Below are 12,065 nucleotides of genomic sequence, written 5' to 3'. Positions count from 1 at the left end.
CAAGGGAGTTGACGTGGAATGAGCAAGAAGCCCACCGAGGCGGCGGCACAGGCCTCCCGGGCGGCCGACAGCGGACCACCGGCCGCCGCGGCCGCCGGCGGCCGGGCGCCGACCGCAGCCACGAAGCCCACGGCCCCCAGCTCCGGTCCCGGCTCCGGCCAAGGCCCCGCCGGCCCCAGCCCCAGCCCCAGCCCCAGCCCCAGCCCCAGCCCCAGCCCCAGCCCCAGCTCAGGCTCCGGTCCCAACCCCAGCTCCGACCCCACGGACAGCCAGGCCCCTGCGGTCACGCACGGCCGGGCGACCCCCCGCGCGCGGGCGCCTGAGGCGCCGTCCGCGCGGCCCGGCCGCAGGACCGGGACCGGGAACGGGACCTCCCGTGCCAAGGGGCACCAGGCGCCGGACGCGGGTGCCGAGGTCCGGGTGCCGGTGGCGGCGGCCGCCGATTGGGTGAATCCGCTGCGTGACCCACGGGACCGGCGGCTGCCACGGATCGCGGGGCCGTCCGGGCTCGTGATCTTCGGCGTCACCGGGGACCTGTCCCGCAAGAAGCTGATGCCCGCCGTCTACGACCTGGCCAACCGCGGGCTGCTGCCCCCGGGCTTCTCCCTGGTCGGCTTCGCCCGGCGGGAGTGGGAGGACCAGGACTTCGCGCAGGTGGTGCACGACGCGGTCGAGGAGTACGCGCGCACGCCGTTCCGCGAGGAGGTCTGGCAGCAGCTCGCCGAGGGCATGCGCTTCGTCCCCGGCGACTTCGACGACGACACGGCGTTCAAGCGCCTGCGCGAGGCGGTGGCGGACCTGGACTCCTCCCGCGGCACGGCAGGCAACTTCGCCTTCTACCTCTCCGTACCGCCCAGGTTCTTCCCCAAGGTCGTACAGCAGCTGAAGAAGCACGGCCTGGCGGAGGGCCCGCAGGGCGCCTGGCGGCGCGCGGTCATCGAAAAGCCGTTCGGGCACGACCTGGCCAGCGCCCGGGAGCTGAACCGGATCGTGCACGAGGTCTTCGCCCCGGAGCAGGTCTTCCGCATCGACCACTACCTGGGCAAGGAGACCGTCCAGAACATCCTGGCCCTGCGCTTCGCCAACCAGATGTACGAGCCGGTCTGGAACCGCTCCTACGTCGATCATGTGCAGATCACGATGGCCGAGGACATCGGCATCGGCGGCCGGGCCGGCTACTACGACGGCATCGGCGCCGCCCGCGACGTCGTCCAGAACCACCTGCTGCAGCTGATGGCGCTCACCGCGATGGAGGAACCCATCGCCTTCGACGCCGAGGCGCTGCTCACCGAGAAGCTGAAGGTGCTGAAGTCGGTGCGGCTGCCCGAGGACCTGGGCACCCACACCGTACGCGCCCAGTACGCGTCGGGCTGGCAGGGCGGCAGCCAGGTCGTCGGCTACCTCCAGGAGGAGGGCATCGACCCGCACTCGAGGACCGACACCTACGCGGCGCTGCGACTCGAGATCGACAACCGCCGCTGGGCCGGTGTCCCGTTCTACCTGCGCACCGGCAAGCGCCTGGGCCGCCGGGTCACCGAGATCGCGGTGGTCTTCCAGCGGGCCCCGCACTCCCCCTTCGACACCTCGGCCACCGAGGAACTGGGCGAGAACGCGATCGTGATCCGCGTCCAGCCGGACGAGGGCATGACGGTCCGGTTCGGCTCCAAGGTGCCGGGCACCTCCATGGAGATCCGGGACGTGACGATGGACTTCGCCTACGGTGAGTCCTTCACGGAGTCCAGCCCGGAGGCGTACGAACGCCTCATCCTGGACGTACTGCTCGGCGACGCCAACCTGTTCCCCCGCCCCCAGGAAGTGGAGGAGTCCTGGAAGATCCTCGATCCGGTGGAGGCGTACTGGGACGACCACGGCAGGCCGGCGCAGTACCCGGCGGGCACGTGGGGCCCGCCGGAGGCCGACGAGATACTCGCACGAGACGGACGGAGCTGGCGCAGGCCATGAAGATCGACCTGACCGACACCACCGCGGGGGACATCAACAAGGCGCTGGTGCGGGGCCGCCGCGCCATCGGCACACCCGCCGTGGGCATGGTCCTGACGATGGTCATCGTCACGGACGAGGAGAACGCCTACGACGCGCTCAAGGCGGCCGAGGAGGCCTCGCGCGAGCACCCCTCGCGCACCCTGCTCGTCATCAAGCGGCACGCCCGCACCCTGCGCGACCGCACGCACTCCCGGCTGGACGCGGAGGTACGGGTCGGCTCCGAGGCCGGTACGGGCGAGACGGTCGTCCTGCGCACCTACGGCGAGGTGTCCGACCACGCCGACTCGGTGGTGCTGCCGCTGCTGCTGCCGGACGCGCCGGTCGTCGTCTGGTGGCCGGTGGACGCGCCCGAGAACCCCGCGAAGGACCCGCTGGGCCGGCTGGCGCAGCGCAGGATCACCGATCTGTACGCCTTCGAGCGCCCGCTGGAGATCCTTCAGACGCGCGTGCGCAACTACTCCCCCGGCGACACCGACCTCGCCTGGACCCGGCTCACCCCCTGGCGCTCGATGCTGGCCGCGGCCCTGGACCAGGCCCGGGTGCGGGTGGTGTCGGCGGCCGTGGAGGCCGAGGCGGACAACCCGAGCGCGGAGCTGCTGGCCCGCTGGCTGGAGGCCCGGCTGGGCGTGCGGGCGGACCGCGTGGTCTCCGGCGGCCCGGTCGTCACGGCCGTGCGGCTGGGCACCGACAACGGGGAGGTCGTCATCGACCGGCCCGAGGGCCCGCTGGCCACGCTGACCCTGCCGGGCCAGCCGCCGCGCACCCTCGCGCTGAAGGTCCGCCCCCTGTCCGAACTCATCGCCGAGGAGCTGCGCCGCCTCGACGCCGACGAGATGTACGCGGTCGCCCTGCGCGGCGAGAGCGCCAAGGAGACCGTCTGAATGTCCGACATCCGGCAGGAAGTGAACTGACATGGCAGCGATGCAGTTGGGTCTCGTCGGCCTCGGCAAGATGGGCGGCAACATGCGGGAACGCCTCCGCAACGCCGGCCTCACCGTGGTGGGCTACGACCGCGATCCGGACCTCTCCGACGTGGACGGCCTGGTCGATCTCGTGGACCGGCTCGAGGCGCCACGCACGGTCTGGGTGATGGTGCCGGCCGGCGCCGCCACCCAGGGTGTCATCGACCAGCTGGCGACCCTGCTCAAACCCGGCGACATCGTCGTCGACGGCGGCAACTCGCGGTGGACGGACGACGAGAAGCACGCCCGGCAGTTGCAGGCGCGCGACATCGGCTTCGTCGACGCGGGCGTCTCCGGGGGCGTGTGGGGCCTGAAGAACGGCTACGCGTTGATGGTGGGCGGCGACGAGGAGCACGTCGAGCGTCTGAAGCCGGTGTTCGACGCGCTCAAGCCGGAGGGCCCGTACGGCTTCGTCCACGCGGGCAGCGTGGGCGCGGGCCACTTCGCGAAGATGGTCCACAACGGCATCGAGTACGCGATGATGCAGGCCTACGCCGAGGGCTGGGAGCTGCTGGAGAAGGTCGGCTCGGTCACCGACGTGCGCGAGGTGTTCCGTTCCTGGACGCAGGGCACCGTCATCCGCTCCTGGCTGCTGGACCTCGCCGTGGACGCCCTGGACGACGACGAGCACCTGGAGAAGCTGCGCGGCTACGCGGAGGACTCCGGCGAGGGCCGCTGGACGGTGGAGGCCGCCATCGACAACGCGGTGCCGATGCCGGCGATCACCTCCGCCCTGTTCGCGCGGTTCGCCTCCCGCCAGGACGACTCCCCGCAGATGAAGATGGTCGCGGCGCTGCGCAACCAGTTCGGCGGCCACGCGGTGGAGGCGGCGCCGGCGGACGAGGCGAAGAAGGACTGACGCCCCGGACGCGCGCCACGGGTGCGTCCGGGGCGCGGGGCCGTAGCGTGCACCGGGTGTGTTCAGGAAGCCGCGCCGCTGGGCGCACAGGCACGTCCGGGGAGTGCCGTACGCGCCCGTGAGTCGGGCGCGTACAGGCCCCGTGCCACCGGACGCCCAGGCGCCTCGGAGACCGCCGCACGGGCGCGGCAGCCGCCCCGCGCGGGGCGCATCTCACCCGCCGGCGGCACCCCTGGGGATGCCGTAGGCCCGTTCCACCCGCAGGCGGAGCACCAGGCGGCGGTCGCGGACCATGGCGGCGCGGTAGTCGTCCCAGTCGGGGTGCTCGCCGAGGACGTCGCGGTAGAGGCGGACCAGTTCCTCGACGGTCCCGTCGTACGGGTCCGCGGCGACCGGTGACAGGTCCGCGGTGCCCTCGGCCACCGTGTAGGCCCACCGGTCCGGGCTGGTGACGTGGTAGGAGGCCCGCGGGTCCCGGCGCAGATTGCGGGTCTTGGCGCGGTCGTCGGTGATCGAGACGCGGATGACCCGCTCATCGGGGTCGTAGGCGTGCGAGACGTTCGACAGCTGGGGCCGGCCGTCCCGCTTGAGGGTCGCGAGCACCCCGCCGCGGCTTTCGGAGAGCAGCGCGAGCAGGGCTTCCTGTACGGCGTCGTACGGCGTGTCCTGAGTCATACTCCGGTCAACCCGTCGGGCCGAGCCTCGCATTCCCCGTGATCGTTCCCCCGCCCGCGGGCCTCCCGGGGCAAGGGGGCGAGGCGGGGGATCCCGGCGGTCGCCCGCCGGGCTTCCCGCTCCGTTCAGGACAGGTGCGCCACCGCGTCCAGGTGGGGCAGGTGGTGGTCGAGCCGCTCCCGCTTGGTGCGCAGATAGGTGATGTTGCTCTCGCACGGCGGGATCAGCAGCGGTACCTGCTCGGCTACTTGGATGCCGTGCCGAACCAACGCCTCGCGCTTGCGCGGGTTGTTGGACAGCAGACGCACCGAGCGCACGCCCAGGTCGGTCAGCATCCCGGCGGCGACGCCGTAGTCGCGGGCGTCGACCGGCAGGCCGAGCGCGAGGTTCGCCTCGACGGTGTCCAGCCCCTCCGCCTGGAGTGCCATCGCCCGCAGTTTGGCGAGCAGCCCGATGCCCCGTCCTTCGTGACCTCTCAAGTAGACGACGACGCCGCTGCCTTCGGCGACGACGGCGCGCAGCGCGGCGGCGAGCTGGTCGCCGCACTCGCAGTGCTGGGAGCCGAAGGCGTCCCCGGTCAGGCACTCCGAGTGCAGCCGGACCAGGACCCGGTCGGTGCCGATGTCGCCGTGCACCAGCGCGACCTGTTCGTCGCCGCGGTCGTGGTCGAGATAGCCGACCGCCTGGAATTTCCCGTACACGGTGGGCAGTGGGGCATTCACGACGCGCTCCACGCCCGTGCGCCGGGAAGACTTCTTGCCGAGAACGCCGAGGTCTTCTGTCATGATCTGATTCCTAAGCAGAGACGAAAGGCCGGAAAACAATGAGCGGTTCGGGAACGCGGCCGACGGCACATGGTCTGCTGCCGGCGGACACCACGCAAGACGTACGGACGCGGGGGGCGGACCTCTCACGGCAGGTGGCGGTCCTGCCGGTGGGCAGTTTCGAACAGCACGGTCCCTTCCTCCCGTTGGCGACCGACACGCTGGTCGCCTGCGCCATCGCGCGCCGGATCGCCGACGCGTACCCGGTGCACCTCCTTCCACCGGTGACGATCTCCTGCTCGCACGAGCACGCCGCCTGGCCGGGAACCGTCAGCATCTCTTCCGTGACCCTCCATGCGGTGGTACGGGACATCGCGGACTCGCTGCGCCGCTCCGGCGTCGAGGCCCTGGTGGTCGTCAACGGCCACGGCGGCAACTACGTGTTGGGCAACGTCGTCCAGGAGTCCTCCGCGCGCGGTGAGCGCCTCGCGCTGTTCCCCGCCGCGGAGGACTGGCAGACGGCCCTGGCGGCGGCCGGGGTGCGCACCTCGCCGCTCACCGACATGCACGCGGGGGAAATCGAGACCTCCCTTCTTCTGCACGCCCATCCGGAAATGGTCCGGGCCGGTTACGAGTCCGCCGATTTCGTCGCGGACGACCGGCGGCATCTGCTCACCGCCGGAATGTCCGCCTATACCGAATCGGGCGTCATCGGCCGTCCTTCCCTCGGTTCCGCGGAAAAGGGCGAGAAACTGCTGAACAGCCTGGCGGATTCCTTCGGGCCGTATTTCTCGCTGCTCACGTCCGAGGGCTCGGAGCTCTCGGAGCTGCCGGAGAGCGGACGCGTGTAGGTCCCGCCGGACGCGCGGCCGGGTTCCGCGGCCGGTTCGGCGGGGCGGGACCCGGTGCGTATCGCGGTGTACCAGCGGGCGACGAGGACGAACGCGCCCGGCAGGCCGGCCACGAAGCTCAGCACCCCGTACACCACGGCCACGGCCACTCCGGCGCTCGCGCCGAGTCCGGCGGCGCCGAACGCCCAGGCGGCGACGCCCTCGCGCGGTCCGAACCCGCCCACGTTCAGCGGCAGTCCCATGGCGACCAGCGCGAGGACCGCCAGGGGCAGCAGGACGATCAGGGGCACGGTGGTGCCGGCGGGGACGGCGACGTGCGCGGCGACCACGAACATCACGATGTGCCCGGCCAGGACGACGGCCGAGGACAGCGCGACGCCCGGCCCGTTGCGGCGGGACAGCAGCCCCTCGCGGGCCTCGGCGAGAGCGCGGCGCAGGGCCCGCCCCCGGCGCGAGGGCGCGCGGTTCGGGCGCAGGGCGAGGACGATGGCGAACGCGCCGACGGCGGCGAGGGCGACCGGCGCCGCGAGGTGCCGGGTCTGGTCGCGCACGGGGGACGGCAGGGTCAGCAGGACCGCCGCGCCGGTGACGGCGAGCGCGATCTGCCCGGCGACCCGTTCGAGGACCACGGCCCGCACGCCGCGCCCCAGGTCACCGGTGCTCCGCCCGTGCCGTACCGCCCGGTGCACGTCGCCCAGGACACCGCCGGGCAGTGCCGCGTTCAGGAACAGCGCACGGTAGTAGTCCGACACCGCTGGGCCGAGCGGCAGCCGGATGCCCAGGCCGCGGGCCACCAACTGCCAGCGCCAGGCGCTGAGCACGGTGGTGACCAGCCCGATGCCGAGCGCCGCGAGCAGGGTCGGCGTGTCGATCCGCCGCAGCCCGTCCAGGAAGACACCGGTGCCCAGCCGCCACAGCAGGACGGCGAGGATGGCGACCCCGGTGACGGTGCCGAAGTGGGTCCGCAAAGCACGGGTGTTGAGGCGGGAGAGCGCCCCGAGCGGGGTACGGCCGCGGACGGCGGCACCGGATGCGTCGAGCACACGGGATGGGTCGGGGGCTCCTGCCGCCCCGGACACGTCGAGCGCACCGGACGGATCAGGGGCGCCGGCCCCCTCGTACGTCCCCGCCTCCGGGTCGCGTACGAGAGGTGCGTCCACCGTCTGCGCGCTCATGCGGCGCGATCCGTCGGCCGGGACAGCGCCAGCAGGTCCGTGTGGTGCACGACGACCCGCAACTCCCCCGCCGCGCACGCCTCCAGGCGGTCGGCGAGGTAGCGGTCGGCGGGCGGCCCCAGCTCGGGACGCTGCTCGACGGCCGCGCCGACCCAGCCGCGCAGCCACTGGGCGGTCAGTTCGCGCTGGTCGGGGCCGAGCCGCCAAGGGCTCGGGTGCACCCGTACGGTGGCGCCGTGCGCGGCGAAGGCCTCGCGGGCCGCGTCGACCGCGTCGGGACCGAGCAGTCCGGAGCGCCGCTGGTGGGCGTTGAACGCCTCGGTGATCTCGGCGTCCAGCGGATCGGCCGGGGTGAGTTCGACCCGGCCGGCCACCGAGAGGGTCAGCAGGGCCGGGCAGCCCGCTCCGGCGCAGGCGGCGGCGAGGGCGTCGATCTCCTCGCGGGTCAGGACGTCCAGCAGCGCCGAGGCCGTGACCAGGGACGCGCCGGACAGGGCGTCCGGGGTGAGCCGGGCCACGTCACCGCGCCGCGTCTCCACGGTGACCCGGCTGCCGTCGGCGGCGGCGCGCGGCGAGGCCACGGCCGCGAAGTGCAGCAGATAGGGGTCGCGGTCGTGCAGGACCCAGTGCTGGGCGCCGTCCAGCCGGGGGGCGAGCCAGCGGCCCATCGAGCCGGTGCCGCACCCCAGGTCGTGCACGACGAGCCCGCCCTGCCGGCCGGGCCGGTTCACCAACCGGATCCGCAGCGGGTCGAGCGACTCCGTCGCCCGCGCGGCGGCGTCCGCCGCCTCCCGGAGCTCCAACCACTCGGGCGCGTACCGGGGCGGCTCCTCCTGTGCCGGGCCCTCCCGAAGCCTCATCGTGGGCCGCTCCCCGGGCTGCTCCCCCGGCCGCTCCCCCGGCCACTGCGCGGGCCCGGCCCCCGGGATCACCGCCGGGGACGCGGCGTCCTGAGCCGCCCGTGTGGAGAACGCATCGGATTCCGCCATGATCGAAGGATCCTCTCCTGCGAGCCGCGCCGCCTCCGGGGCCGACCACCCCGTCCCGCCCCGCCCCCGTTCAGCCTCCAGCGCACCGGTCATGCCGCCCTCCGGGGTTCCTTCGGCAGCCGGCCGAGCACGCCGGCCAGGCTGCGGGCGGTGGTGGCCCAGCCGTCCAGGGCGGCGCGCCGGCCTCGGGCGGCGGACTTCAGCCGGCGCCGGACGTCGGCCTCGCCGAACCAGCCGCGCAGTTCGGCGGCGAGGGCCGCGGGATCCTCCGGCGGTACGAGGATGCCGGGCACCCCGCCGTCGGGGGCGCGGCCGACCGCCTCGCCCACCCCGCCGACGTCGGTCGCGAGCACCGGGATGCCCCGGGCGAGGGCCTCGGTGACCGCCATGCCGTACGTCTCCGCGTAGGAGGCGAGGACCATCAGGTCGGCGGCGGCGTAGCTGGCGTCGAGTTCGGCCCCGGACCGCGGTCCGACCAGGTGGAAACGGTCCCGTAGGCCGTGCTCCGCGATCAGGCCGCGCAACCGGTCCACGTAGGCGGGGTCCTGGGTGAGCGCGCCGACACAGGTGCAGCTCCACGGCAGGTCGGTGACCGCGGCCAGCGCCTCCACCAGCCGGTGCTGCCCCTTGCGCGGGGTGACGGAGGCGACGCAGAGCAGCCGCGAGACGCCGTCGGTGCCGGGGGCGACGGGCCCGATGTCGGCGCCCGGGGCGGCGGCGTGGACGCGGTCGGGGGCGAGGCCGTGGTGGGAGACGAGGCGGCGCACCGCCCAGTCGCTGGTGGCGACGACGGCGGAGACCGCGCGCAGCACCTGGCGTTCCCTGGCGTCCAGTTCCGCGGCCACGGCCGGGTCGAGTCCCGTCTCGTCGCCGAGCGGCAGGTGGACGAGGACGGCCAGGCGCAGCCGGTCGGCCTCGGGCACGACGGCCTCGGGCACGCCGCAGGCGACCAGTCCGTCGAGCAGGACGACGGCGCCGTCGGGCAACTCCCGCAGAACGCGGGCCAGTTCCGCACGGGCCCGGGCGTCGGGCCGGGGCCAGGAGCCGTTGACGGCGTGGGGCCTGACCTGCCAGCCGAAGCCGGGCAGGTCCAGGCTCACCCGGCGGTCGTAGGCGTTGCCGCCGCTCGGGGTGGCCGGGTCGTCGACGCCGCCCGGCAGGACGAAGTGCACGGTGCGCAGGGACATGGGGATGATCCCGACGTTCTCCGAGCCGGCGCGCTGCGCGGGCAGGTAGGCAAGGGGCGCGGGGCGGTGGACGGTCGTGTCGGTCACAGCGCGCGCTCGTAACTCGCCCAGGCGACGTGCGACTCGTGGAGGGTGACGGTGAGGCCGGCCAGGCCTTTGGCGCCTTCGCCCAGGGCGCCCTTGTGGATCCGTTCGGCGAGCCGGTCGGCGATGACCTTGGCCAGGAACTCGGTGGAGGTGTTGACGCCGGCGAAGTCGGGCTCGTCGTCGAGGTTGCGGTAGTTCAGCTCGCCCACCACGGCGCCCAGTTCCCGCGTGGCCAGTCCGATGTCGACGACGATGTTGTCGTCGTCCAGCTGTTCGCGCCGGAAGGTGGCGTCCACGAGGAACGTGGCTCCGTGCAGACGCTGCGCGGGCCCGAAGACCTCGCCGTGGAAACTGTGGGCGATCATGATGTGATCGCGGACGGTGATGCTGAACAACGGACGACCCTCCAGGTGCGGCGCGTCTGGTCCCCCGGCCTGTGCCTGCCGGGGGATGCCGTGTAGTACGGCTCTTCGCTTCCCCGTGTTCAGTGCCCGCTCACACTTTTCTCAAGGTCAGGCGCTCATGCCTTTCTCAGGGCCAGGCGCTCCTGTCGTCCCGGATCGGATGATCGGCCGTGCTCAGTCGGCGTACCTGACCCGGTGGCACAGCGCCGGGATCTCCCCGGAGGCGAGCCTCGGCATCACCTCCGGCAGCTCCTCGAACGCGCTCTCCCCGGTGACGAGGGCGTCAAGGGCCGGGTCGGCGAGCAGGTCGAGCGCGAGGGCCAGCCGGTCGGCGTACGTGCGGCTGGAGCGGCGGGCCGGGGAGACGGTGCCGACCTGGCTGCTGCGGACGACCAGCCGGCGGGAGTGGAACGCCTCGCCGAGCGGGAGGGCGACGCGCCGGTCGCCGTACCAGCTCAGTTCGAGCACGGTGCCCTCGGGGGTGAGCAGGTCGAGCGCGCGGGCGAGGCCCTGCTCGGTGGCGCTGGCGTGCACGACGAGGTCGCACGCGCCGAGCGCGTCCTGGGGCAGCGCGAAGCCGGTGCCGAGCGCCTCGGCGATCTCGGCGCGGGCGGGGTCCGCGTCGACCAGTTGCACCCGCACGCCGGGGAACCGGGCCAGCAGGGCGGCCACCGAGCAGCCGACCATGCCGCCGCCGACCACGGCGATGCGGTCGCCGACCAGGGGCGCGGCGTCCCACAGCGCGTTCACGGCGGTCTCGACGGTGCCCGCGAGCACCGCCCGCCCGGCCGGCACGTTCTCCGGCACACGGGTCACCGCGCTCGCCGGTACGACGTAGCGGCTCTGGTGCGGGTGGAGGCAGAAGACCGTCCGCCCGGCCAGCTCCCGTGGGCCCTCCTCCACGACGCCCACACTGAGGTAGCCGTACTTCACCGGGCCCGGGAAGTCGCCCTCCTGGAACGGCGCCCGCATGGCCTCGTACTGGCTCTCGGGCACCTGGCCGCGGAACACGAGCGTCTCCGTGCCGCGGCTGATCCCGGAGTACAGCGCGCGGACGACGACCTCGCCCGGCCCGGGCTCCGGAAGGTCCGTCCGGCGTATCTCGCCGTGGCCCGGCGAGGTCAGCCAGAAGGCGCGCGCGGAGCGGTTCATCGAGAATCCTCCTGAACGATCGAGAAGTTGTTCACGTACCGAGAAGTGCACAGGCCGCGCACAACGTACGCGGCGTTGATCGACTCTGTCACTCGTCCGGAGGGTGTTCGGTGGCCCTGAACAACACGTACGACGCACGGCTGGTCCAGCAGGAGACCGTGGTGGGAGCGGGCGCGCAGATCCTGTTGCTCGCCCTGCTCGGCCCGGCGATCGGCATGGGTCCCGCGGGCTGGGTGACCGGCCTGGTCTTCGCCGTCGCCACCTGGGCGGTGCTCTCCCGGGCGCTGCGCCGTTCGCGGCCGCGTTCCTTCGGCCCGGCCAACCGGGTGACCCTGGGCCGGGCCGTTCTCGTCGGTGGGGTGACGGCGCTGGTCGCGGACTCCTTCGCGAGCGCGCCGCCGGTGTCGCTGCTGGTCGCGCTCACGGCGGTGGCACTGATCCTGGACGGCGTCGACGGCAGGGTGGCCCGCCGCACCGGCACCTCCACGGCGCTCGGCGCCCGCTTCGACATGGAGGTGGACGCGTTCCTGATCCTGGTCCTGAGCGTGTACGTCTCGACCCGGCTCGGCCCGTGGGTGCTGCTGATCGGCGGTATGCGGTACGCGTTCGTCGCCGCCGCCCGCGTGCTGCCCTGGCTGAACGCCCCCCTGCCCCCGAGCACGGCCCGCAAGACGGTCGCCGCGCTCCAGGGCATCTGCCTGCTGCTCGCCGGCGCGGACCTGCTGCCCCCATGGGTCAACGCCGGTGTGGTGCTGCTGGCTCTGGGCCTGCTGGCGTGGTCGTTCGGCCGGGATGTGCTGTGGCTGCGGCAAAGCTCACGCACGGCAGCCGCCAAGGCCGACGCGCCGGAGGAGTCCCGCCCCAAGAACTCCGACGCGGCCCCCGCAACAGACCCCGTCGAGGCGCTCCTGGAGCCGGCCCAAGCAGCGTAACGCTCGGGGAATGTAATCCGGGCC

Annotated in this window: 11 protein-coding genes and 1 pseudogene; 5 read left to right on the top strand and 7 right to left on the bottom strand. The window is 73.5% G+C overall.

The window, feature by feature from the left end; translation table 11 throughout:
* Positions 1–18: 18 nt before the first annotated feature.
* The 3 genes from zwf to gnd are packed head-to-tail and all read left to right on the top strand — an operon-like array spanning position 19 to position 3,825.
* Positions 19–1,962, top strand: a complete 1,944-nt coding sequence (zwf, locus tag ACIHCX_RS20130) for a glucose-6-phosphate dehydrogenase (protein ID WP_400031203.1) — start codon at positions 19–21, stop codon at positions 1,960–1,962.
* Positions 1,959–2,885: a glucose-6-phosphate dehydrogenase assembly protein OpcA gene (gene opcA / locus ACIHCX_RS20125; protein WP_400031201.1), complete on the top strand. Its 927-nt coding sequence runs from the start codon at positions 1,959–1,961 to the stop codon at positions 2,883–2,885. The genes zwf and opcA overlap by 4 nt, the downstream gene beginning before the upstream one ends.
* Positions 2,886–2,925: 40 nt before the next feature.
* Positions 2,926–3,825, top strand: a complete 900-nt coding sequence (gene gnd / locus ACIHCX_RS20120) for a phosphogluconate dehydrogenase (NAD(+)-dependent, decarboxylating) (protein WP_400031370.1) — start codon at positions 2,926–2,928, stop codon at positions 3,823–3,825.
* A gap of 213 nt (positions 3,826–4,038) precedes the next feature.
* Here the strand turns inward: gnd and ACIHCX_RS20115 are convergent, their stop codons facing one another.
* Both ACIHCX_RS20115 and ribA read right to left on the bottom strand, forming a co-directional pair.
* On the bottom strand, positions 4,039–4,500 hold the full coding sequence (locus tag ACIHCX_RS20115) for a PPOX class F420-dependent oxidoreductase (protein ID WP_400031199.1): 462 nt from the start codon (positions 4,498–4,500) through the stop codon (positions 4,039–4,041).
* 125 nt (positions 4,501–4,625) lie between these two features.
* Entirely contained in the window at positions 4,626–5,285 is a 660-nt protein-coding gene (ribA, locus tag ACIHCX_RS20110; RefSeq protein ID WP_400031197.1) for a GTP cyclohydrolase II, read from the bottom strand.
* A gap of 38 nt (positions 5,286–5,323) precedes the next feature.
* Between ribA and ACIHCX_RS20105 the strand changes: the two genes are divergently transcribed.
* Positions 5,324–6,115: a creatininase family protein gene (locus ACIHCX_RS20105; protein WP_400031195.1), complete on the top strand. Its 792-nt coding sequence runs from the start codon at positions 5,324–5,326 to the stop codon at positions 6,113–6,115.
* 161 nt (positions 6,116–6,276) lie between these two features.
* On the opposite strand, the pseudogene ACIHCX_RS20100 reads toward ACIHCX_RS20105, so the two are convergent.
* From ACIHCX_RS20100 to ACIHCX_RS20080, 5 genes and pseudogenes are all read right to left on the bottom strand, one after another.
* Positions 6,277–7,290 (bottom strand): annotated as a pseudogene (locus tag ACIHCX_RS20100) (lysylphosphatidylglycerol synthase transmembrane domain-containing protein); the annotation flags it as partial.
* Entirely contained in the window at positions 7,287–8,279 is a 993-nt protein-coding gene (locus ACIHCX_RS20095) for a methyltransferase domain-containing protein (RefSeq protein WP_400031193.1), read from the bottom strand. The pseudogene ACIHCX_RS20100 and the gene ACIHCX_RS20095, both read right to left, overlap by 4 nt.
* An 89-nt stretch (positions 8,280–8,368) precedes the next feature.
* Positions 8,369–9,553 carry a glycosyltransferase family 4 protein gene (locus tag ACIHCX_RS20090; RefSeq protein WP_400031191.1) on the bottom strand — a complete coding sequence of 395 codons (1,185 nt, stop codon included), beginning with the start codon at positions 9,551–9,553 and terminating at the stop codon, positions 8,369–8,371.
* On the bottom strand, positions 9,550–9,948 hold the full coding sequence (locus tag ACIHCX_RS20085) for a 6-pyruvoyl trahydropterin synthase family protein (protein ID WP_400031189.1): 399 nt from the start codon (positions 9,946–9,948) through the stop codon (positions 9,550–9,552). Before ACIHCX_RS20085 ends, ACIHCX_RS20090 begins: the two co-directional genes overlap by 4 nt.
* Before the next feature lie 183 nt (positions 9,949–10,131).
* Complete coding sequence (locus ACIHCX_RS20080; RefSeq protein ID WP_400031187.1) at positions 10,132–11,109, bottom strand: zinc-binding alcohol dehydrogenase; 978 nt, start codon at positions 11,107–11,109, stop codon at positions 10,132–10,134.
* A gap of 110 nt (positions 11,110–11,219) precedes the next feature.
* On the opposite strand from ACIHCX_RS20080, the gene ACIHCX_RS20075 reads away from it, so the two are divergent.
* A complete protein-coding gene (locus tag ACIHCX_RS20075; RefSeq protein WP_400031185.1) occupies positions 11,220–12,041 on the top strand; it encodes a CDP-alcohol phosphatidyltransferase family protein in 822 nt (273 codons plus the stop codon).
* Positions 12,042–12,065 lie beyond the last annotated feature (24 nt).

The sequence above is a fragment of the Streptomyces sp. NPDC052043 genome, from assembly GCF_044548235.1.
Taxonomy (GTDB): Bacteria; Actinomycetota; Actinomycetes; order Streptomycetales; family Streptomycetaceae; genus Streptomyces.
This window is presented reverse-complemented; position numbering and strand designations above follow the sequence as displayed.